Source organism: uncultured Salinicola sp. (assembly GCF_937921195.1).
In the GTDB taxonomy this organism is placed as follows: Bacteria; Pseudomonadota; Gammaproteobacteria; order Pseudomonadales; family Halomonadaceae; genus Salinicola.
Genome location: NZ_CALFQK010000193.1, coordinates 1 through 23,011, shown reverse-complemented (window position 1 = coordinate 23,011; position 23,011 = coordinate 1). Strand labels below are relative to the sequence as shown.

Genomic DNA, 23,011 nt, shown 5'->3' with positions numbered 1-23,011 from the left:
GGAGATCGTGCTGTATCTGCCCCAGGCGATGACCGGCTAAAGCTTCGAGCCGCGAGCCGCGAGCCGCGAGCCGCGAAAGCCAGCATGTGCTTGTAGCGAAGAAAAGGGCCAGCGACGTCAGTCGCGGGCCCTTTTCGTAGCTGCTTTCTACAGCGCCCCGAAACCGGCGCTCGTTCGAAGCGCTTTAGTCGTAGCTCGTAGCTCGTAGCTCGTAGCCCGTAGCCCGTAGCCCGTGACTCGTGTCTCGCAGCTGGCGTCTACTCGACGAAGTCCTCGACGGTGTGTCGATAGCCCAGCATCAGCGAATCGGCGACATGCCGGAACGGGCTGACATCGACGTCGGAACGACCCTCGGCGATCAGTTCGGCGAAACGCGCATAGAGCCCGGCGTATTCCGCGTCTGGGCCTTCCTCCTGCAGCTCGCCGTCGATCAACAGCCTTCTGCCGCCCGCTTCCAGCGTCAGCCGCCCGGCATCGGTCTCGACATGGATCTCCCAGATCGGCGGAGTGCCCTGCTGGCGAAAATCGAACTCGGCGTGGATCGGCACGTTTTCGCCGTCGACGAAATCCAGCGAGGCGGCGATCGGCGTCTGGCAGTTGCCGGGCACCTGCAACTGGGCGTCGACCAGGTGGAACGGGCGCGGCAGGATCGCGGTGGCGATCGACAGCGCGTTGATGCCGGGATCGAACACGCCCATGCCGCCCGGCTGCCAGATCCAGGCCTGCCCCGGGTGCCAGACCCGCACGTCCTCCTTCCACTCGATATCGACACGGCGAACCTGACGTTGCGCCAGCCAGCGCTTCGCACCCGCCACCCCGTGGGCGTGCCGGGAGTGCCAGGAGGCGAACAGCGTGACGTCATGGCGTTCGGCGTCTTCGCGCAGGGTTTCGATCTCGGCCAGCGTGGCGCCGGGCGGCTTTTCCAGCATCACGTGCTTGCCGTGGGCCATGGCCAGCCGCGCCTGCTGGGTACGAACCCCGGCCGGCGTGCACAGCGAGACCGCGTCGATCTCGGGGCCCTGCTCCAGCAGCGCCTCGAGGCTCTCGAAATTTGCCACCTCGGGTACGGAGGCGTTGCGACTGGCAACGGCCGTCAGTCGATGGCGGGGATCATTGGCGATGGCCGGATGATGCTGATCGCGGGCGATCTTGCCGTAGCCCACGATCGCGAGACGAAGGGTGTCCATGACAGGTCCTTGTGGATAGCAGCCTTGAAATCGAAAGCCGCCCGGCATTGGCATACCGAGCGACCCTGGAGAGAAAAACGGCCCCGGCGGCGCCCTCAGCGCAGCAGATAGACGATGATGGCGGTCAGCACCGAGACGATGACGATGCCGATCATGACATCACGAGGTACCCGCTCCAATCCCTCTTTGGCGATGACCGCGATCCGTGCATCTTCGCCATCGGGCCGGTCGCCGGCGCCGAGTCGCACCTTCCAGAGCCAGGTGAACAGCGCGGTCGCCGCGAACAGGATGCCGCCGATGATGGTGAAGTGGATCGGCAGCACGCCGGTCTCCACCAGCACGAAAAGTATCGCGCTGAGAATATGACCACTGGCCAGACCACGCAGCGCCGCCGACGAGCCCAGCGACTTGACCCACAGCCCCATCAGGAAGGTCGCCACCAGCGGCGAGGCGACGAAGGCGAACACCTGCTGCAGGTAGGCCCACAGCCCCGAGAAGTACTGGATCATCGGCCCCCAGAGCGCGGCGATGGCGGCCAGGATGAAGGTACAGATTCGCCCCCATCTGGCCAGTTGGGCATCGCTGAGATCAGGTCTTGCCGGTTTGATGAAATCCAGCGTCAGCAGCGTCGCCGAGGAGTTGAGCGTCGAGGAGAGTGTCGACATCAGCGCCGCGATCAGGCCGGCCAGGATCAACCCGGTAAGCCCGGTCGGTGTGAACTCCTGCACCATTTTCGGATAGACCTGATCGGGATGCTCGAGCCCCGGCAGCAGCGGAATCACCATCGCCCCGGGAATGGTCATGATGAAGATCGGCAACAGCTTCAGCGCCGCGGCGAAGATCGAGGCCCGCCCCGCCGCCTGGATGTCCCGCGCGCCCAGCAGACGCTGAACCACGTACTGGTTCATCGACCAGTAGTAGAAGCCGACGATCGGGACCCCGGTGATCAGGCCCAGCCACGGCACGCTGGGATCGTCCAGCGGCCGAATCAGCGACAGCTTCTCCGGGCTGACCGCCTCCTTGACCGTCGACCAGCTGTAGTCGAAGTGGCCGAAGATGATCCAGGTCATCGCCGCCGACCCGCCGATCAGCACGCAGGCCTGCATCACGTCGGTGTAGACCACCGCGCGCAGCCCGCCGAAGGCGGTGTAGATGCTGGTGAACAGCGCCAGCAGCGCGCACACCTCCCACAGGTTGGTGCCGGGGATGAAGGTGGTGACGATCAGGCCACCGGCATAGAGCGTGCCGGCGGTATCGAGGATGATCGACAGGAACAGCGTGATCACCGAGAGATACTTGCGCAGCCTGGAGTCGAAGCGGCGCTCCATCAGTTCCGGCATGGTGGTGATACGGGCCCGCATCAGTACCGGCAGCACGAAGATGGCGGTGAACATCAGCACCACGCCGGCCATCCACTCGTAGTTGGCGGCGGAGATGCCGTGCTGGTAGGCGGCCCCGGGCAGGCCGATCAGCGTGTCCGAGGAGATATTGGAGGCGAACAGCGAGAAGCCGATCGCCAGCGGGCCCAGGCTTCTCCCCGCCAGGAACAGCTCCTCCGGCGTGGTCTTGCCCCGGGCCGTCTTGTAGCCGATGAAGGTGACGATCAGGAAATAGGCCGCGATGACCGCAAAATCCCAGAATTGAAGATCATCCATGAGCGCGTTCGCTTTTGATCTGTGGTTGTTTTGGCGAGCGATGTCGGCGCGATGGCACCAATGGCCATCCGTCGCGATGACGCCCATTCAGGCGTTCACGATCCAAAGGTTAGTCAGCACACGGTCGAAATTCCATTCCCGGACAGCGGGTTGCATGACTCGGGAGTGCAAAAGGCGCCCGCCGCATGGTCGACGAGCGCCTTGGCATTGCCAGATCACCAGGGACGATTGGCCTTTTCAGTCATACGAAAGATACGACCAATGTCTAATGCGGATTGCCGGGTAAAGACGCCTCCAGCACTCTTGCCACGTGCAGCGCCTCGCGTCCGGCGCCGTCGAGAATCTGATGGCGGCAGCTGGTGCCGTCGGCCACGATCCAGGCGCCCTCGCCCGCTTCACGAACCGCCGGCAGTAGCGAAAGCTCCGCCATCTGTTGCGAGGCTTCGATATGCTCCGCCTCATAACCGAAGCTGCCCGCCATGCCACAACACGAAGAGACGATCGCCTCGACCTCGAGCCCGGGAATCCAGTTCAGCACCGTCATCACCGGCGTAAAGGCATCGAAGGCTTTCTGATGACAGTGACCGTGGACCTTGGCCTGGCTGACCGCCAGCGGCTCGAGTGCCAGGTTCAGCCGTCCCGCCTGCTTCTCCGCGACCAGGAACTCCTCGAACAGCATGGCGGCCTCCGCCAGCCGCGTCCCCTCATCACCAAAACCAAAGTGCAGAAACTCGTCGCGCAGCGTGAGCAGGCACGAGGGCTCGAGCCCGACGATCTTGACGCCGCGTTCGACGTAGGGCATCAGGGTCTCGAGGGTGCGGCGTGCTTCTTCCTTGGCCCGATCCACGCGCCCTGCCGCCAGGTAGGTTCGTCCGCAACAGAGTGGCCGCTCGCCCTCACGGACGTTGAAATGGACCCGATAACCCGCGGCTTCCAGCACGCGCCGTGCCGCCCGCGCGTTGTCCGCCTCGAAGTAGTTGTTGAAGGTATCGACGAACAGCACCACTTCCCCGACCGGATGCGACGCCGAGCGGGACGCTGTGCCCTTCGTCGTGCGCTGTGTCGTTCGCAGATAATCCCCATTGAAGACCGGCAGCGAGCGCGCCTCGGCGAAGCCCAGCCAGCGCTTGCCGCGCCCGCCCAGCCAGGAAATCTCCTCGAGGCGCGCGGCGATCTTGCCCACATGGCGCATCCAGGGGGCGTAGCGCGGCAGCTCGGAGACCAGCTTGTCGCGCCAGCTCAGACCCTGTTCCTTGGCCCGCACAGCCCGCGCCTCGATCTTGAACTTGGCCATGTCGACACCGGTCGGGCAGTCGCGCTTGCAGCCCTTGCAGGAGACGCACAGATCCAGCGCGTCGGCGACTTCATCGCTGGCAAGGCCCCGGTCGCCGATCTGGCCCGCCAGCACCAGCCGCAGCGTATTGGCACGCCCCCGCGTCAGATGTCGCTCGTCGCGGCTGATCCGGTAGCTGGGGCACATGGTACCGGCATCGAACTTGCGGCAGTGGCCGTTGTTGTTGCACATCTCCACCGCCTTGGCGAGGCCGTGGGCCGGGTCGCCGCCGCTACCCGGTGCGCCCAGGTCGCCGCTCAGCGGATCGCGGGTCACGTCCCAGGCCGACCAGTCGAGCTCGGTGGCAACGGGAATGATCTGGTGATCGGCGGGAAAGCGAAACAGTCGCGCGTCATCCATCTTCGGCGTGTCGACGATCTTGTTGGGGTTGAAGCGGTTGTCCGGATCGAACAGCCGCTTGATCTCGCCGAAGGCGGCGTTGAGCCCGGCGCCGAACTGCCACGCCACCCATTCGCCACGGCAGATGCCGTCGCCGTGTTCTCCCGAGTAGGCCCCCTTGTAGCGGCGGACCAGTTCGGAGGCCTCCTCGGCAATCGCGCGCATCTTGGCGGCACCGCCGCGACGCATGTCGAGAATCGGCCGCACGTGCAGCGTGCCGACGCTGGCATGGGCGTACCAGGTGCCCTCGGTGCCGTGGCGATGGAAGACTTCGGTCAACTGCTCGGTGTATTCGGCCAGGTGCTCCAGCGGCACCGCGCAATCCTCGATGAACGACACGGGCTTGCCGTCGCCCTTCATGCTCATCATGATGTTGAGCCCGGCCTTGCGCACGTTCCATAGCGCCGACTGCTCCGCGCCGGCGGTCAACCCGACTACGCTGCCCGGCAGCCCCAGATCGCCCATCAGCGTCTCGAGCGCCTTCAACTGGCGCAGCTGCGAATCGAGATCCTCGCCGGCGAACTCCACCAGCAGCAGCGCATCCGGACGCCCGATCAGCGACTTCTCCACCGTGGGCCGAAACGCCGGATTCTCCAGCGCCAGTTCGATCATGGTGCGATCGACCAGCTCCACCGCGGCAGGGCCCAGCTCGACGATGTGCTGGGTCATGTCCATCGCCTGGTAGAAGGTCGGGAAGTTGACCACGCCGAGCACCTTGTGTACCGGCAGCGGCGACAGCTTCAGGGTCAGCTTTCGCGTGAACGCCAGCGTCCCCTCAGAGCCGATCAGCAGGTGGGCGAAATTGGCCCGGCCTTCGGCGTCGTAGAGAATCGGATTGCGGCAGTCGAACAGGTCCAGGTTGTAGCCGCCGACCCGCCGCAGCACCTGCGGATAGTGCTCGCGGATCGCCGCCGCCTCGCGCTGGATAATGGCCAACACCGAACCGGCCAGCCCCGCCAGCGCCGAGCCGGGCGCGATCTCGTCGAAGCGGCCGAACACCGCCTCGCGGCCGTCCGCCAGCGTCGCCTCGAGCCCCAGCACGTTGTGAACCATGTTGCCGTAGCGGATCGAGCGCGAACCGCAGGAGTTGTTGCCCGCCATGCCGCCGAGCGTGCACTGGGCCGAGGTGGAGACGTCCACCGGAAACCACAGCCCATGGGGCTTGAGCCAGGCGTTGAGATGGTCGAGCACCACGCCGGGCTCGACCGTGACGGTGCGGGCCTCGAGGTCGAGGTCGCCGATGCCGGTCAGCCAGCGGCTGGTGTCGATCACCAGCGCCTCGTTGACGGTCTGCCCGCACTGGCTGGTGCCGCCGCCTCGCGGCAGCACCGGTGCGCCGAACTCGCGGGCGATATCCAGCGCCAGGGAGAGATCCTGCTGGTCCCTCGGCACCACGACGCCCAGCGGCATGATCTGATAGATCGAGGCGTCGGTGGCGTAGCGCCCGCGCGATCCGGCGTCGAACGCCACTTCGCCTTTCATTTCACCCCGCAGCCGACGCTCGAATTCGCTCATGGCGGCTTGTCGGGGCCGTCTTGCGACCGGACTTCTCGGCATCACGCTCATGGCGATCTCCTGTCAGGCGCGAACGGCACCGGCCTGTGAGTGACCCGCCGATTCGCGAGTCGCCAGCTTGCGGGCCGCCGGCGTGCCGGGCGCCGGGTTCTCGGCGAAGAAGTCCAGCGCGGCCTGCACGCCGCTGCCGAACAGTTCGACCCCGCAGAGCTTGAGCCCGGCCTCGCAACCGCCAAGGGTGGCGATCAGGGTCAGGTCGTTGCAGTCGCCGAGATGGCCAATGCGGAACATCTTCCCCTTGGCCTTACCAAGTCCCGTCCCCAGCGACAGGTCGAACCGGTCGTAGATGGTCCGACGAACCTCGTCGGCATCGATGCCTTCCGGCGTCACCACCCCGGTCAACACCGGCGAATAGAGCGCCGGCTCCTGGCACTGGATCTCCAGTCCCCAGGCGTTGACGGCGCGCCGCACGCCTTCTCCCCAGCGCTCGTGGCGGGCGAAGACCTGCTCCAGCCCCTCCTCCAGCAGCATGTCCAGCGCCTCGTTGAGGCCGTAGAGCAGATTGGTGCTCGGCGTGTAGGGCCAGTAGCCATTGGCGTTGGCGGCGAGAATCTCGTCCCAGGCCCAGAACCCCCGGGGCATGGTCGAGCGCTGGCTGGCTTCGATCGCCTTGGGCGACAGCGCGTTGAAACTGATTCCGGGGGGCAGCATCAACCCTTTCTGCGATCCGGAAACGCTGACGTCGACGCCCCACTCGTCGTGACGGTAGTCGGCGCTCGCCAGCCCCGAGATGGTGTCGACCAGCAGCAGCGCCGGGTGATCGGCGGCGTCGATGGCGCGGCGCACGGCGGCGATATCGCTGGTGACCCCGGTGGAGGTCTCGTTGTGCACCACGCACACCGCCTTGATTCGATGCTCGTGGTCTTGCCGCAGGCGCTCCTCGATCAGCTTCGGCTGCACGCCATGACGCCAGCTCTGGGACGCTGGCAAGGAGAGGAACTCCGGCTGGATCCCGAGACGCAGCGCCATCTGCTTCCACAGCGTGGCGAAATGCCCGGTCTCGAACATCAGCACCGCGTCGCCGGGACTGAGCGTATTGGAGAGCGCCGCTTCCCAGGCGCCGGTACCCGAGGCCGGGTAGATGATCACCGGGTGCCGGGTCTGGAAGATCTTCTGGATGCCTCCCAGCACTTTCAGACCCAGCTCACCGAACTCCGGGCCTCGATGATCGATGGTCGGCAGACTCATGGCCCGCAGGATGCGATCCGGCACGGGCGACGGCCCCGGGATCTGCAGAAAATGGCGGCCGGAAGGGTGTTGGTCGAGTTCGAGCATGGCGGCATCTCCAGAGGTAAACCAGAAGTGAAGCCAACGGCACGCCTCACGTCGGTTTGTGGCACTCATATGGTTTTTTGAATTCATTACGCAATATGCCGAATAATCGCCCTCCGACAAACCACGACATAAGTCGCAGGACCCGACCGATAGCTCGGCGGCGGAACGCGGAGGCCGTTGGCGGGGTCGAAGATCGGTCGGTCGACCGCCGATGCGCAGTAGCCACGATCGAACGCTTGCGATAGAAAGAAGGGAAACCAACAGGGTTCAATGCATGCAGACATCCGACGATACGGCGCTCGGCCTCGACGCACGACCACTGCGCATCGAGCGCGCCGCGCTGCACGACAAGATCGTGGAGCGGCTACACGACCTGATCACCGAAGGCGGCCTGGAACCCGGCGAACGTATCAACGAACGCGAACTGGCCGAGCGGCTGGCGGTGTCGCGCACGCCCCTACGCGAGGCGCTGCGCGTGCTGGCCGCCGAGAAGCTGGTGACGATCTCGCCCAACTACGGCACTTTCGTGACCCGCATGACCCGCCAGGAGATTCGCGACACCTTCGAGCTGATGAGCGCGCTGGAGCGTTTCTCCGGCGAGCTGGCATCCCTCAGGATCACCGTGGAAGAGCTGGCGGCCGTGCGTGAAGCCCATGAAGCGATGCTGGGCCACTGGCAGCGCCACGACTTGCCCGCCTACTACCATGCCAATCAGCGGATTCACGACCTGATCAACCACGCTGCCCGCAACGACGCCCTGCGCCAGACGTACCTATCGCTCAACCGGCGCCTCCACCCGCTGCGGCTCTCCTCCAATCGCTCGGAAGCCAAGTGGCGCAAGGCGGTGGAGGAACATCGCGACATGCTGCGCGCGCTGGAAGCGCGTGACGGGCCTGCGTTGGGCGCACTCATGGAGCGCCACCTGCTGGAGAAACGCGACGCGGTGCTGGCCGATTGGACGGACGAGTGAGCAGGCCGGGGAATCAGTCGAGGCGCTGCAGGAAGGCGGTGCCGCCGAGCTGACGCATCTGACGCTGGATCCATGCCGCCCGCTGCTGGACGTGCGCCGAGGGTTGGGAAGCGCTCCAGCCGCGGGGGTTGGGCAGTATCGCGGCGAGTCGGCTGGCCTGGGACACGCTGAGATTGGCGGCGGAAGTGCCGAAATAGTGCTGCGCCGCCGCCTCCAGCCCGAACACGCCGGTATCCCACTCGGCGATATTGAGATAGACCTCGAGGATGCGCTGCTTGGGCCATAGCGCCTCGAGCAGCAGTGTGAACCAGGCTTCCAGCCCCTTGCGGATCCAGCTGCGCCCCGTCCACAGGAACAGGTTGCGGGCGGTCTGCTGGCTCAGCGTGCTGGCGCCGCGCAGGTCGCCGCCGTCCGACCAGCTGGCGAGCGAGCGCTTGATCTGGGCCACGTCGAAACCCCAGTGTTCGGGGAAGCGCTGGTCCTCCCCCGCCATCACCGCCACCTTGGCGTTGTCCGATAGCCGGGACCACGGCTCCCACTGCTGCTCGATGGCCAGGTTGTCGCCGTGGAACCAGGAGCTCACCTTGCGCTCCACCATCACCATGGAGCCGAATACCGGCACGAAGCGGAAGACCAGCACGAACAGCACCGACAAGCTCACGAAGGCCGCGATGGCGATCACCAGATAGCGAAGAAGCGTGCGCGGCCAACCTGACGGCATGAACGGGAGCTCGTGTTCGAAGAAGTAGGCACCCAGTATAACAAGGGCTTGCTGGTATGGGTTCGTCTCGATCGTCTCGATCGTCTCGTCGTAACCCGTGCGCCGGCGCGCGTGCTGGCATGGTGCCGTTCGGCCGATTACCGTGGTAGCCGCAGCCACCGACAGAGGATACCCGATGCGGATCGACGACTTCATCCACCAGTTCAGCCTCGCCGATGTTGCCGCCGAGGCGGCGGTGACGGCGAAACGCCGTGCGTATGAAGCCCTGCATGCGAGACGTCGCGCTGCCGACCCTGGCGGGATGCGGTTCCGCGACGAGCGTCTCGCCGACGTGAAAGTCCGCCGATTCCTGCCCGCTCGCTGCCGGACCGGCGTTGTCGTCTACCTGCACGGCGGCGGCTGGAACCTGGGCTCGGTCGACAGCCATCACGGCATCACCGCAAATCTGGCCGAGCGGTTGCAGCGCGAGGTGATCAGCGTCGACTATCGGTTGCTGCCGGAAGCGAGCTACGCCGAGGCGCTGGCAGATTGTCGCGCCGTGGTCGAATCGCTCGCGCCAGGTGCGGTGATTGGCGACAGCGCCGGCGGACGGCTGGCGATCGATGTCGCCCATACCAGCGAGTGGAAAGGATTGCTCGGCCTGATCTATCCGGTGGTGGGAGCGCCGACGCGGGAGAACCTGGGCGATGACGCGCCACTGCTGTCGAGAGCGGACATTCTCTCACTATGGCGAATGGCGGCGCCTGGCGCCCCCGATGTGCCGGCCAATCTACCTCCAGTCCCGAACATCGAGGCCCTCTCCGCCGAGCGCGATCCCCTCACGCGGCCGCTGGAACGGGCTGTCGACGCCTGGCTCCGGGCCGGCGCATCGGTAGGCTATCGCTGCGCGCCCGATATGGTGCACGCGGCCCTTCACGGCCATGCGGAGCTACCGGCGATGAGGATCGCCTGGCAGGATTTCTGCCAGGCGATAGCACGGCGGCTCGAGGACGAAGCCTGAATCGCCGCAGTCCGTTCAGCTATCCAGCTTCGCCTTGACGGCCTCGATCGCGGGTTTGCCATCCCTGGTGGTCACGCCGTCCAGCCATTGCGCCACGGTCTCGTAATGGTCGCGAATCCACTCGCTGGCAACCTCGTCAGCGGGACGCTCTTCGTGACTGTACTCGTAGACCCAATCGTTCTGGTCGGCGATGGCGACCTGGTACTGCGACAGGAAACGATAGAGGTTGGCGTCCTCTGCCTCGAGGCCCGCCGGTACCACGGTCCACACGGTGCTCTCGATCTGCGCCACGCCGCTGTCGTCGGAATCTTCGAGATAGTAGAGATCGTAGCTGACGTTCATCCAGTGCGGTTCCCAGCCGACGAACGTCACCCACTGCTTGTCGCTGATTTTCTGATCGGCATAGGCCAGCATGGCGGCCGTTGAACTTTCCCGCAGCTGCCAGTCGCCCAGCCCCGCCGCATCCTTGTCGATCGCGGCGAGAATGGCGTCATTGATGCCGGTACCCGCTTCGATACCCTGGATCTCGCCGTCGAAGCGATCCTTGTAGCGATCGAGGTCGGCAACGCTGTTGACGCCCGCTTCGTGGACGTACTCGGGCACGACCAGGCCGGAATTGGCGTTGCTGATGTTCTTGGCCACCTTGTCGACCTTGTCGTCGGCCACCAGCGGATCGATCATCTCCTGCTCGATCGGGTACCAGCCGCCCAGATAGACGTCCAGATCATCGTTGGCCAGGCCGTTGAGAATGACGCCGACGGCCAGCTCGCTCTGCCGGGTCTGGTAGCCCATGGCCTCGAGAATCTGCGAAGCGACCTCGGATTTCACCGTCACGCCCGGCCACGGCGGCACACCGAAATGCACGGTGTCGAGATCGGCCTGCGCCGGGGCGGCGCCGAACAGAGCCAGGGGCAGAAAAGAAAATAGACGTAGCGATCGACCGCGATTCATGGAGAGTCCTAAAGGATTGCAAAAGACCCTTTAGACTTTGCGCCCCTGTAAGCAAATCACTTTACACGATGAGACAAGAAGTTGGCACAAAACGTCATGAATAGGCGGTGGGTTCCGGAAAATGTCGATTCAACGCCCAGCGACCGAGGTCACGAATCTTATAGTCCACCGGATCATGCAGAGTATGCGTTCTTGCATTGCGCCAGAAGCGATCGAAGCCGAAGCGCCGCTGGGTAGCTCTAGCGCCGGCGATGTCGAACAGACGACTGGTGATGTCCAGCACCGCCTGATGTGCCGCGACCTTGGCTTCCGCGATGGCGACCGCGGTCTCTCCTCGCCCTGCCGCGGTAATGGCGTCGCCCTGCGCGAAATGGCGCTGGGCGACACTGCCGGCGAGATCCGCCAGCACCTCAGCGCAGCGTAATTTCACCCACAGCTCGCCGAAATGCCGCTGCGTGTAGGGGTCCTCGCTGGCGCGGTCGACGCCAGCGGCGAGCCACGGCCGCGCCTGCTCCAGCGTATAGCGACGCGCCTCCTCGAGCGCGCCCTCGGCGATACCGACATAGAGATTTACCAGCACCAGTTGCGCCAGGCAGGAACGGAACTGCGTTGCCGGCGTCCATGGCGCACCGGGCGCGATCAGCACCTCCTCCGGCTCGACCACAACAGAGTCGAAGGTCACCGTGCCGCTGTCCGTCTGACGCTGACCCATGGCATCCCAGTCATCGTGGACCGTGATCCCGCGTCGGCCGGTCGGAATCGCCGCCACCACCAGACTTTGGCTCGCTTCATACCAGGCCGACGCGGTCAAGTAGTCCGACCCCAGGGCACCCGAGCAGAATCCCTTGTCGCCATGGAAGAGGAATCCGCCCGCCGCGCGATCCGACGCCAGCGTGCGTCGGTCGAGCGGATTGAGCGTGTTGCCCCAGAACCAGTTCTCGCGCGCGGTGCCGCCGAGCAGCCTGGACTGCTGAGCGCGCGATCCGTAGAGCAGTACGGACCCGACCTGGAGATGATGAAACGCCAGCAGATGCGCCAGCGCCGAATCGGTGCGGGCTATCCGGCGCACGACGTGGTAGATAAGTGACCAGGAGGCACCGACGCCACCCGCCCACGCCGGGACCGAGAGACGCAGCAACCCCTGCTGGCGCAGGAGTTCACGCGCCTCGGCTGCGTGACCGCCGCGCCGATCCCGCTCGACCGCCGTTTCGGCGAGACGCTCGGCGACGCTGTCGGCCACCGTCAGCCAGTGATCGGCACCGTCGTCGAGCGTTTTCTCTTCGACGGCGGCATCGAAAGGGGTAGCGGTGGCATCGGGCATATAGAAACCTTCCTGTGGCGGATGCGGCGAGCGATCTGGTACGCCTTGCGTCGGGCAGGAGGCCGGCGTCATCGACCGCATCGATGAAACGCGGCGGACTGACAAACCGCGTCGGGACAATGTAGGGCTGATGGAAAGCCCGGAGAAGTCTCACCGCGACGGCAATCGACTCGCGGCAGGGCCAAAAATGACACTCCTGAAAATTCGGTACAAATAAGTTTTTAGAATGAGTAAAGGCAGCGAAGTCCAACGTATGGACCCTGTCCCATGAGCCCGCCACTGACAAAGATATCTTCATCTTCGACAAGCCGCCTTGATGCCTCCGTGCGGCATAACCTTTTCAGAGACTGCAAAAGCAAAATTTCAATTTCCATCGTCGTCGGCGCAGTGACATCTTGCCAATGCAGTAATAACTCGCGACGCCTCTCCCACCCGCCATCGGGGGTGCTTTTTTATCCGTCACCCGCCATCCGTTTGAACTTCAGCGGCGCTCGACGTGCACGCAGACCGGGCCCTCTCCGTCGGGGTTAGCCTTCGTGGCAGACAGGCGGATGGATGAGCAAGCGATCAGTGTGGATGTCGGTCGGCGTGAATATCGGTCCTCGTCGATGTTGATATAGATAGTCGATTTTCTTGGTTCGATTTCACACGCCCGTGATGCAGCATCGACATGTGATCATGAGGGCCAAGTCCAATGTGTCAGATATTCGGCATCAACAGTCTGCACCCCATCGCACCCAACTATCTGCTGCGAGGCTTTTTTTGCCGCGGCGGGGGGACCAGCGATCACGAGGATGGCTGGGGCATCGCCTATCGTGCCGAGGACGGACGGGCTCACCTCAAGGTTCACGCCTCGAGCGCGTTCCGCTGCCAGCACGCGAATACCCTTGCCGGCGGCAGCACCCGCTCACGCAACCTCATGGCGCATATCCGCAAGGCGACGATTGGCGCAATCGAGGACGCCAACAGCCATCCCTTCACCCGTACGCTGTGGGGGAAGCGGTTCTTCTTTGCCCATAACGGCGACCTGAAGGCGTTCGACCCTGAGATTGCCAGCCGCTTTCGTCCCTCCGGCACGACCGACAGCGAAACGGCCTTCGCGTCGATACTCACACGACTCGTCGATCGCTTCGGTGATATCTCTCCGCCGCTCCCGGCGCTGTTCGACGCACTGCAGGAAATCGCGACCGATATCGCCCGTCACGGCACCTTCAATTTCATCCTGACCGTCGACGATCTGATGTTCGCGCATGCCACTACCGATCTGCACTGGACCACGCACCCACCCGGCACCTCACGGGTCCGGCTGATCGACTGCAACGAGCAGATCGACACCGGTGCCCTGCACCACGCCAACGAACGATTCATCATCGTAGCCACCCATCCCGTCACCGAAGGACATCGGTGGCAGCGCTTCGGTGTGGGTGAGCTGGCCCTGTTCCACGCTGGCCAACGCCTCTATATCACCGAAGAGATGGCGCCAGACTGGTGCGAAGAGGGCCTGCCGGCGCTGGCCGCCAGCGCCTGACAGGATCGCCACCAGCCCTTACCCCTTCCGATCCGACACGGGAGCGATATGTCGTCTCGCAAGCCCATTCGTATCAACGCCTTCAACATGAACTGCGTGGGCCATATCCATCACGGGCTATGGTCACATCCGCGGGACCGCTCCGGCGACTACCGCTCGCTCGCCTACTGGACGGAACTTGCCCAACTGCTCGAGCGCGGCCTGTTCGATGCGCTCTTTTTGGCCGATATCCTGGGCGCCTACGATGTTTTCGAAGGCAGTATCCGTCTTACCGCCGAGGAGGCCGTGCAGCTTCCGGTCAACGATCCGTTCATGCCGGTCTCCGCCATGGCCGCGGTAACCCGCCATTTGGGGTTCGGCCTGACCGCCAACCTCAGCCACGAGCCGCCCTACCTGCTGACACGCCGCCTCTCGACACTGGATCATCTGACCGAGGGACGCATTGGCTGGAACGTGGTGACCGGCTATCTCGACAGCGCCGCGCGTGCCATGGGTCAGGAAGGGCTAGCCCGCCATGATGAACGCTATGATCGCGCGGAGGACTATCTGGCCCTGACCTATCGGCTCTGGGAGGGAAGTTGGGAAGACGACGCCGTGCCGCGTGATCGGGAGCGACGAGTATTCAGCGACCCGACCCGGATTCACCCCGTCGCCCACGAGGGACCCTTCTACCGCTGCAATGGTTATCATCTCTGCGAGCCCTCGCCACAGCGCAGCCCGGTCATCTATCAGGCGGGCAGTTCCAGACGCGGCCGCCAGTTCGCGGCCCGTCACGCGGAAGCCGTCTTCATCAGCGGCCAGGATCGAGTCGCCGCAGCGCGCTTCGTGGCCGAGCTGCGTCGCGATGCCGCGCATGTGGGTCGCGACCCCGCCGATATTAAGGTCTTTCCGGGTATCAGCGTGGTGGTGGACGGTACGCGCCGGCTGGCCGAGGCGAAATATCGCGACTATGCCCGCTACGCCAGCCCGGAAGCAGGCCTCGCCCACTTTTCCAGCAGTCTGGGCGTGGACCTCTCGCGTTTCGCGCTGGACGAGCCGATCGATGTCGGCCATGGCAACGCCATTCAGTCTGCCGCAACGAGCGCCAATGGTAGTGGCATGACGCGCCGCAAGCTGCTCGAGAGTCTGCAACTCGGCAGCCGCTACCCGGTGCTGGTGGGCAATGCAGCCGATATCGCCGATGCCCTGGAGAGCTGGATCGACGAGGCCGACGTCGACGGCTTCAACCTCACGCGTATCGTCACCCCGGAAAGCTACGCCGACTTTATCGAGTTCGTGGTTCCCGAGTTGCAGCGGCGTGGGCGCTACCGCACGAGTTACGAGGAAGGTACGCTACGCCATAAGCTGTTCGGCCGTGGCGACCGGCTCCCTATTTATCATCCCGCAGCGGCATCACGACGCTGAGAAATGCGCCGGAAACGACCTCTGAACGCGACCGATCCGCATTGTCTTTCAAGGTATCTTCGTTTTTGGATTCACGAGGTTCCCATGACCGCGCCAGCGCCAGCGCCATACGGCACCCTTCCCGTCATCGATCTGCGAGTCCCCGAGAGCGGTATCCCATCGGCGCGTCGTTTCTTTGCCCTGCCACAGGCCGACAAGGACGCGATAGCCATGGTCAATTCCCGCACTTCCGGGGCTACACCCGGCTCGATCAGGAGCTCACCCGCGGCCGACCGGATCGCCGCGAGCAGATCGACATCGGCGCGGAACTGCCGGCGCTGCCGATCGAAGAAGGCGCACCGTCCTGGCGTCGGCTCCAGGGGCCCAACCAGTGGCCGCACGGTCTGCCGGCGCTCAAGCCGGTCACGCTCAACTGGTCGGCGCGCCTGAGAGCGATCGCTATACGTCTTCTACGTACCTTCGCCGAAGCGCTCGAACAGCCCGCTGACGCTCTGGACAGCCTAATCGACGGGGTACCCGCCCAGTTACTAAAACTGATTCGCGATCCAGGCAGCGATGACGTGCACCACCGACAGGGCGTCGGCGCACACAAGGATGCGGGCATCCTGACCCTGCTGTTGCAGGACGAGCATGGTGGTCTTCAGGTGGAACGCCACGAAGAGTGGCAAGACGTACCGCCGAAAGAACGCGCGTTCGTGGTCAATATCGGCGAAATGCTGGAGCTGGCCACCAACGGCTATCTGCGCGCGACGCTGCATCGGGTCATTGCCCCGCCCGCCGGCGTCACGCGGTTGTCGATCGGCCACTTCCTCTCTCCCTGCCTTGCAGGCAGCGTGCCGCTACTGCCACTGCTGGCCCATCTCGCGGCCGACGCCAAGGGATCGGAAAGTGACCCCGACAACCCGCTGTTTCGCGAGATCGGCCCTAACGCCATCAAGGGGCGACTGCGCTCGCACCCGGACGTCGCTGCACGCCACTATGCCAATGTCTTGTCATAGGCTCGGCGTCATCAGGTCCATGGTACGCTACGTCGCATCCTGCATTGCCTTCTCGACGGCGTCAAAAAGGTCAGGACGGCAGGTCCCTTACACGACAAACACCGACTCGCTGATCTCTCCCATCGCTTCGAGCACCTGCTGCTTGAGATGATTGAACTCGTCCCCCGTTCGGTTGGCTCTGACCTCAGACCCGATCTCGAATACCCGGACGATACGCCCTGGATTGCTGCCCATTACCACGACACGATTGCTGAGGAAGATGGCCTCGTCGACGTCATGGGTCACCAGCAGCATGGAGATGCCTTCGGCACGCCATATCGAGAGCAACTCCCCCTGAAGATGGACTCTCGTCAGGGCATCCAGCGCCCCGAATGGCTCGTCCATGAGCAGCAGACTCGGCTGGCTGACAAGACCTCGGGCGATCGCCCCACGCTGGGCCATGCCACCAGAGAGTTCGTGTGGCCACGCCTCTTCGAACCCGCCCAGACCAACGAGCTCGATATGGGACTGCACGAGATGCCGCTGCTCTTGCGCCGAGTAATCGGCATTGAGCAGTCCAAGTTCGATATTCTTGGCGAGGGTGAGCCACGGCAGCAGTCGATGATCCTGAAAGACGATCCCCCGATCCAACCCCGGCCCCTCGATGAGTCGACCCTCGAACTCGATGCGCCCCTGATAGTCGCCATCAATGCCGGCGATTAGTCGCAACAGAGTGGATTTTCCGCAACCGCTCGGTCCAACCAGGGAAACAAACTCACCCGGCGCAATATCCAGATTGGCATTCTGAATCACCTCCAGTGGTCGTCGACCAGGAATCGAAAAGCGCTTGGAAAGACCGCGTATTTTCAGCCGATGATCTTCCCATGGCTCCGCATCAGCCCCCGCCGTTTCGGATGTTCTATCCATCGAACCCCTGCCTCCATCTCAGAATGCGTCGCTCGGCAACGTACATCGAGCGATCGATGACAAATCCCACCAGCCCGATCAAGACCATGCAAACCAGAAGCTGATCGGTGAGCAACAGGCCCTGGGCCCGAAAGATCAGAAATCCCAGCCCCTGCAGACCGCTCAGCCCCTCCGCCACGACCACCAGCGCCCATGCCAGGCCGGCAGCGTACCGCAGCGACACCATGATCGATGGCGTCGCCGCCGGCAGGACGATCTTTCTGATCAGTTGAAAGCGGGACATCTTCAGCACTCTGGACAGTTCGATGTATTTCTCGTCGACACCTCTCACGCCCTGCAGCGTGTTGAGAAAAACCGGAAAGAACACGGTTTTTGAAATGACGAGAATCTTTGCAGGAGCACCGAGGCCGAGCCACAGGACAATCAGTGGCAACCAGGCAATACCGGGGATATGACGGATGGTATTGAACGTCGGCGAGACAAATTGCTCGAAGCGTTTCGAAAGTCCGGCGGCGATGCCGAGGACCACCGCCGCCACCGCACCGTAGACAAATCCCTGTATGACGATATTGATGCTGACAAGGAAATCGAGGATCAGATCCTGCTGCGTCAGCATCGTCCAGAACGCCGTCACCACGGTGCTGGGAGCCGGCAGAAAGACAGGATCGACCCACTCTCGAGACGACGCCAGTTGCCACGACGCCAGAATGACGAGGGGAAGAATGGTGCCTATCACCCAGGTGAGGGAAAGACCTCTAGCACTTTCCACACTTTCCACACCACCGGCCAGCCCAATCTGTCTACCCTTTTGCGAAACCGTATCCATCAATTCACCTGTCGATTGCCGAATCCGTCGTCCGCGACCCAACCCGATGGGCATGCTGAAACTTCATAGATAGATGGAGTATTCGCCACCCTCGAAGAAGCGATCATCGACGAAATCATCGAGCTCGTCCTCGCTCAGGTGATGCGCCGCCAGGATCGTATCGCCATGATCGATATACCAGCGTTGAAAAGTGGCAATCGAGTTGCGGACGCTCTCTGCGCTGGGCTCGCTGGACATGAACTCCCACTGCCCCTTGGTCGTGATCTGGAAGCGGGCCACGTCGAGCGGCAGGCGAAGACGCCTGGACACGATTTCCGCGGCATCCTCGACGTGGTCCGTCGCCCAGATCATCGTCCTCTCTCGCGCCTTCAGGAAAGCCTGTATCGCTTCAGGGTGCGCCTGTGAGAAAGCTCTCGTTGCGAAATAGGTCACGCGTCCCGCGTGATTGACGTAAACGCCGTCCGCCGGCGAGTGTCCGATAATCTTGAATTTCCCCGACAGCCAGGCCCCGGTGGCGTTGCCCGCGGCGAGATGCACTGCCGTGGCATCCAACGCACCGGAGAGAACGGCGGAAAGCGCAACAGCGGTATTGTCGATCGAGGAGTAACGCACCTTGCCGCGCCGCTCGCGGGTATCCATGGGCAGCCCGGCGACGTCCAGCGCTTCGAAAGGCGACGACCAGTAGCAACTGACACGACTACTGCCCAGCTTCTTGCCTTCGAGGTCTTCGAGGTCTTCGAGGGTATTCACTTCGTCATTCGCCGCGGATGCCAGAATCGGGGCACGATAGCGATTGGAAGGACCCGACGACCAAACGATGACGCTGTCCACGCCATTGGCTTTGTGCACGGTGGCCGGGTAGATCATTCGCTGCGCGATCGCAAGCGCTCCCTGTTTCACCGCAGCAGTCTCCGCACCAATCATCTCGGCCGCCCCCTCCGCCACGAGGTTGACGTTATTGACGCCGACCCTGGAGAACTCCTCGTCGAAGATGCCGGTTTCTTCAGCAATGACCGTCCATGGCGTTTCCTGGAGATTGATACTCTCGAGTGTCTCTTCCTGCGCATGAGCCTGCTGCCAGCTGCCAGCGATCATCGCCAGCGACAACACTACATGTTTTCTACTTATCTTCGATAACCCCATCATGATACCAGTCCCCTTGGTTTTTCTTTAACCACCCGCAAACAGGAGGCTAACGAAAAACTCTGGAAAGGCAAAATAACGATAATCGAGAAGCTTAACCAAAACAGCTTTTGCATCTAGCCATGACGAGTCTGAAACTCTTACCCGAATCAAAGGAGTCATGCGATTTTGAAACCGCATGACGAGCATACCCAGCAATTCTAAGGCGAAAATTAAATCAACAGATTCACCGCCTTCATTCTCGACCCACGGATGCGTTAAAACGAGCCAAACTCTACTACAGCGCCGAATCTTTCAAGCCGACTAGACAGAGGACGATTCTTGAACGCACCTCATGCAGATATGAACGATTTACTTGATCCGAGGGTCGATATAAGCATTGTGTAAGATAATCATACAGACTGTCGTTATCGAAAAAATGGCGGTGGCTCTGCCATCTTGGGCGTGCGCACTTTTCCGGCGCAACGAGTCAATAACCATCGCGATGTAATGCCCGATATCGATAAATACCTTAGTGGCAATCCGGGCACCCGCCAGGCTGACCGAGCGAATCCCTGCAGCCAGGCGTTGACGTTGAAATGGAGCTATCTGGTGGTGTCATGAGACATTCAGTATCCCACTCTCTCGTGAAACGGGTCATTCGCGCTCGTGATCGGCTTGCGGTGTCCATACCCCGATGTCGGTTGCCTTCAGTGACTCGGGAATGATGCCGAGCTCATGGTAGGTATCCGCGATGCGCTGCTGCTCCTGCAGGTCACTCTTGTCGACCGGCAGGATACGGTAGCTGCGGTGGCTGTTGGCCAGCTCGACGGTCTTGACCGGCAGATTGCCCCACAGCGGAGCAAGGATCTCAGCCGCCTCATGCGGATGCGACTTGACCCATTTGCCCTGCTCGACAAGCGCGTCGAACACGACCTGGAGCACTTCCGGATGGGCCTTGGCGAAGGCCGTGGTAGCGGTGTAGAAACGGTAGTACTCGGCCAGCTCCGGCGCGTGGTCGGTGAGCGATCGCACATCGCCCGAACGCAGCAGTACCGACTGAAAGGGATCCCAGATCGAGATGGCATCGACGTCACCCTGGGAGAAGGCCGCCAGGCCATCCGGCGCCGGCAGATAGCGTATGTCGATGTCCTTGTCGGTCAAACCGACGTGCTGCAGTGCCCGGAGCAACAGGAAATGGCTGCCTGAGCCACGGCTGACCGCCACCCGCTTGCCCTTCAGGTCGGACAACAAGCGAATGTCGGCGTCTTTCGCGACCAGCACGCCCTGACCCTGCGGCGCTCGATCCTCCCGCGCGTAATAGGTCAGCGGCGCGTTGGCCGCCTGGGAGAACAGTGCAAAGGCGTCGGCGACGTCCGCGTTCAGGTCGACGCTGCCGGCATTGAGCGCATCGAGCAGTCCCGCGGTGAATTCGTGCCAGTTCACGTCATATCCCAGCGGCGCGAGCCGCGCTTCCAGCTCGCCGCTGCGCTTGAGCAGGATGAACAGCGACGACGAGCGCTGATAGCCGATATCCACGGTCTCCGCCCGGGCGCCAGCCGCGCCCAGCATCAATGCCGGCGGCAGCACCAGGACGAGCAAAAACCGAAACCACAAGCTCATATCCTCGTTCCCTCGGTAGTAGTATCGAATCGTTTGCGGCATCGCTTCAGGCCACACCCACCCGCCACTGCCCAGGATGCGGAGTGCCGTTGACGGCATAGTCGCCGACGATGCGCGCCTTGTAGACCTGCGGGTTGTGCGAGGCGAGGGTACGGGCATTGCGCCAGAACCGATCGAATCCCTGGGTGCGCAGCACCGCCGAGGCCCCCAGCGCATCGAAGCCTTGACCGGCCGCCTCGATGATCAGCTGCGAGATCACCGTCTGAGCCTGGGCCACCTCGAGATCGGCCAACGCCACGGCGTCGGCTGTGGCCCGCTCCTCACCCGCGACTGCTGCCTCGAAGGCGCGCTGCAGCGCCTGCGACAACGTCGTCACGATCGCGCCGGCGCAATAGGCCGCGCTGCGCACGCTGCCCACCACCTGCAGAATCTGCGGATCCTGTGATACTCGATCCCCGTTGCCATGGGTATAGGTCCGGGTTCTCACGGCTACCGCCTGCGCCAACTCATCGCTCATCGCTCGCCCGATACCGGCCAGCGTGGCGAGGTGGAAGAGCTGGAAGAACGCCTGTGCATGGGGAAAGCGCTCGTCGTCGGGAATCGGCGCTTCCGCCACAGGAACGTCACGGAAACGGATCCCGCCGCTGGCCGTTAGGGTCTGTCCGAAGCCGTTCCAGTCATCAAGCACCTCCACGCCCGCTGCCTCGCGCGCCACCGCCACGGTATAGGTTCGGTCGTCGGGGCCCGTCGCGCTGACGTCGATCCAGTCCGCGTAGCGGCAGCCAGTGGTGTAGAACTTTTCGCCGACGAGTCGCCAGTTCTCGTCCGCAGCGGGAACCAGCCGGGTACCGAAATGAGCCCGTGCGGAAGCGCCCGCCTCGCTGCGCGCTGGACCTACCATTTCGCCCCGTTCGATGCGGGAAAACCAGCGGTCTCGCCGTGCCTGCCGCGATGAGACGAGCAGCGTCTCCACGAATCCAAAGTGTCCCCGAATGGATTGTGTCAGGTTGGAGTCCGCCGCGGAAAGCTCGATCAGCAGGGCAAAAAGCTCCGGAAGACCAACCCCCGGTTCTCCGTCCTCTCCGGGCACCCTCAGGCCCAGAAAGCCGCTCGCCTTGAGGGCCTGTATCTCGGCGTCCAGCGCCCGCCCCTCGATCTCGCGGTTTACCGCGCCAGCGCCAAGCTCCTCGAACAGTGGACGAAAACGCTGTGCGAGCTTGCCGTAGCGGGAGGAAGGCGGCGCGCCCCAACCGACATCGGTCTGTGTCATGTATTGCCTGTCCTTCTCGTGAATGGGGTCATGGATCGGATCGCGCCGCACTCAACGACGCTCGCGATGCGCTGGCTCGATCAGGCCCAGGTGCTCCCGCAGGGTGCTACCCGTGTAGGCGCTGCGGAAGACACCGCGGCGCTGCAGATGCGGTACCACGCTTTCGACGAACTCGTCGAAGGAACCGGGGAGATAGCCCGGCGAGATGACGAAGCCGTCGCAGGCGCCGGCCTCGAACCACTGCGTCAGCGTCTCCGCAATCTGCTCACCGGTGCCGACGAGCTGCGGTACCCGCACGCTGCTGGCGAAGCGCTCACCCAGTTCGCGCAGGGTAACTTGAGCCCCCTGGTAAAGGAGTTTCTCGGCCGCCGCCACGGGCGTTCGTGGGTCGCGCGCCACCGTCTCGAGACGCGTGTCGAGCGTGAATCCTGAAAGGTCAAAATTGATCTGCGAGGCGAGCGTGATCAGACCGAGTTCCGGGCGCGCCAGGGCATTGTGATGATCTCGCTTGGCACGGGCCTCCGCTTCGCTTCCGCCGATGAACGGCATGACCGCGGTCAGCACCTTGCAGGTGTCCGGCGCGCGCCCCTGTTCGACGACCAGCCGACGAACATCCTGGCGAAAGGCCCGGGCGGCGGGGATATCGGCATGAATGGTGAAGATCGCCTCCGCCCAGCGCGCCCCGAACCGACGCCCTCTGCCCGAGGAACCGGCCTGGATCAACACCGGGCGACCCTGAGGGCTGCGGGGAATGTTCAGCGGCCCCTCGACGCGAAACCATTCGCCCTGATGGTCGACGGCCCGGACTGCGTCGGGATCGGCCAGCACGCCCGCTTCACGGTCCAGCTTCAGTGCCGCGGGCGCCCAGGAGTCCCATAGCTGGCAAGCCACGTCGACGAACTCGTCGGCGCGGTCGTAGCGAAGATCGTGATCCAAGTGACGCTCAT

General features: G+C 63.5%; 18 protein-coding genes. 5 read left to right on the top strand and 13 right to left on the bottom strand.

The window, feature by feature from the left end; genetic code table 11:
• Window positions 1–257 precede the first annotated feature (257 nt).
• The 4 genes from Q0602_RS22910 to Q0602_RS22895 all read right to left on the bottom strand — a co-directional run bounded on the left by Q0602_RS22910 (window position 258) and on the right by Q0602_RS22895 (window position 7,424).
• The gene (locus tag Q0602_RS22910) at window positions 258–1,187 is read right to left on the bottom strand and encodes a Gfo/Idh/MocA family oxidoreductase (protein WP_298848335.1); all 930 of its coding nucleotides are present in this window, start codon (window positions 1,185–1,187) and stop codon (window positions 258–260) included.
• 95 nt (window positions 1,188–1,282) lie between these two features.
• Window positions 1,283–2,842, bottom strand: coding sequence for a sodium/solute symporter (locus Q0602_RS22905; RefSeq protein ID WP_298848333.1), 1,560 nt, complete (start codon window positions 2,840–2,842; stop codon window positions 1,283–1,285).
• 265 nt (window positions 2,843–3,107) lie between these two features.
• Window positions 3,108–6,140, bottom strand: coding sequence for an FAD-binding and (Fe-S)-binding domain-containing protein (locus Q0602_RS22900; RefSeq protein WP_298848331.1), 3,033 nt, complete (start codon window positions 6,138–6,140; stop codon window positions 3,108–3,110).
• A 12-nt stretch (window positions 6,141–6,152) separates the two neighbouring features.
• On the bottom strand, window positions 6,153–7,424 hold the full coding sequence (locus Q0602_RS22895; protein ID WP_298848330.1) for an aminotransferase class V-fold PLP-dependent enzyme: 1,272 nt from the start codon (window positions 7,422–7,424) through the stop codon (window positions 6,153–6,155).
• Between the two features lie 274 nt (window positions 7,425–7,698).
• Here Q0602_RS22895 and Q0602_RS22890 point away from each other — a divergent pair, with 274 nt between their 5' ends.
• Window positions 7,699–8,394, top strand: a complete 696-nt coding sequence (locus Q0602_RS22890) for a GntR family transcriptional regulator (protein ID WP_298848328.1) — start codon at window positions 7,699–7,701, stop codon at window positions 8,392–8,394.
• Between the two features lie 13 nt (window positions 8,395–8,407).
• On the opposite strand, the gene mtgA is transcribed toward Q0602_RS22890, so the two are convergent.
• Window positions 8,408–9,115 (bottom strand): monofunctional biosynthetic peptidoglycan transglycosylase, encoded by a 708-nt coding sequence (mtgA, locus tag Q0602_RS22885; RefSeq protein ID WP_298848326.1) that lies wholly within the window; start codon window positions 9,113–9,115, stop codon window positions 8,408–8,410.
• A gap of 175 nt (window positions 9,116–9,290) precedes the next feature.
• Between mtgA and Q0602_RS22880 the strand changes: the two genes are divergently transcribed.
• Window positions 9,291–10,115 carry an alpha/beta hydrolase fold domain-containing protein gene (locus Q0602_RS22880; RefSeq protein ID WP_298848325.1) on the top strand — a complete coding sequence of 275 codons (825 nt, stop codon included), beginning with the start codon at window positions 9,291–9,293 and terminating at the stop codon, window positions 10,113–10,115.
• 15 nt (window positions 10,116–10,130) lie between these two features.
• On the opposite strand, the gene Q0602_RS22875 is transcribed toward Q0602_RS22880, so the two are convergent.
• Window positions 10,131–11,066: an ABC transporter substrate-binding protein gene (locus tag Q0602_RS22875; protein ID WP_298848324.1), complete on the bottom strand. Its 936-nt coding sequence runs from the start codon at window positions 11,064–11,066 to the stop codon at window positions 10,131–10,133.
• A 94-nt stretch (window positions 11,067–11,160) separates the two neighbouring features.
• Window positions 11,161–12,387, bottom strand: coding sequence for an acyl-CoA dehydrogenase family protein (locus Q0602_RS22870; RefSeq protein WP_298848322.1), 1,227 nt, complete (start codon window positions 12,385–12,387; stop codon window positions 11,161–11,163).
• Between the two features lie 694 nt (window positions 12,388–13,081).
• On the opposite strand from Q0602_RS22870, the gene Q0602_RS22865 reads away from it, so the two are divergent.
• From Q0602_RS22865 to Q0602_RS22855, 3 genes are all read left to right on the top strand, one after another.
• A complete protein-coding gene (locus tag Q0602_RS22865) occupies window positions 13,082–13,915 on the top strand; it encodes a class II glutamine amidotransferase (RefSeq protein ID WP_298848320.1) in 834 nt (277 codons plus the stop codon).
• A 48-nt stretch (window positions 13,916–13,963) separates the two neighbouring features.
• Window positions 13,964–15,319, top strand: coding sequence for an LLM class flavin-dependent oxidoreductase (locus Q0602_RS22860; RefSeq protein ID WP_298848318.1), 1,356 nt, complete (start codon window positions 13,964–13,966; stop codon window positions 15,317–15,319).
• A 65-nt stretch (window positions 15,320–15,384) separates the two neighbouring features.
• The gene (locus Q0602_RS22855; RefSeq protein WP_298848316.1) at window positions 15,385–16,317 is read left to right on the top strand and encodes a 2OG-Fe(II) oxygenase family protein; all 933 of its coding nucleotides are present in this window, start codon (window positions 15,385–15,387) and stop codon (window positions 16,315–16,317) included.
• A gap of 87 nt (window positions 16,318–16,404) precedes the next feature.
• On the opposite strand, the gene Q0602_RS22850 is transcribed toward Q0602_RS22855, so the two are convergent.
• The 6 genes from Q0602_RS22850 to Q0602_RS22825 form a co-directional block, all read right to left on the bottom strand.
• On the bottom strand, window positions 16,405–17,223 hold the full coding sequence (locus Q0602_RS22850; protein WP_298848314.1) for an ABC transporter ATP-binding protein: 819 nt from the start codon (window positions 17,221–17,223) through the stop codon (window positions 16,405–16,407).
• A complete protein-coding gene (locus tag Q0602_RS22845; protein ID WP_298848312.1) occupies window positions 17,216–18,049 on the bottom strand; it encodes an ABC transporter permease in 834 nt (277 codons plus the stop codon). The genes Q0602_RS22850 and Q0602_RS22845 overlap by 8 nt, the downstream gene beginning before the upstream one ends.
• A gap of 63 nt (window positions 18,050–18,112) precedes the next feature.
• On the bottom strand, window positions 18,113–19,159 hold the full coding sequence (locus Q0602_RS22840) for an ABC transporter substrate-binding protein (RefSeq protein WP_298848311.1): 1,047 nt from the start codon (window positions 19,157–19,159) through the stop codon (window positions 18,113–18,115).
• 669 nt (window positions 19,160–19,828) lie between these two features.
• Entirely contained in the window at window positions 19,829–20,794 is a 966-nt protein-coding gene (locus Q0602_RS22835) for an aliphatic sulfonate ABC transporter substrate-binding protein (protein WP_298848310.1), read from the bottom strand.
• A 46-nt stretch (window positions 20,795–20,840) separates the two neighbouring features.
• The gene (locus Q0602_RS22830) at window positions 20,841–22,064 is read right to left on the bottom strand and encodes an acyl-CoA dehydrogenase family protein (RefSeq protein WP_298848309.1); all 1,224 of its coding nucleotides are present in this window, start codon (window positions 22,062–22,064) and stop codon (window positions 20,841–20,843) included.
• A gap of 51 nt (window positions 22,065–22,115) precedes the next feature.
• Window positions 22,116–23,011: NtaA/DmoA family FMN-dependent monooxygenase (locus Q0602_RS22825; protein WP_298848308.1), on the bottom strand; the 896-nt coding region annotated here is incomplete at its 5' end.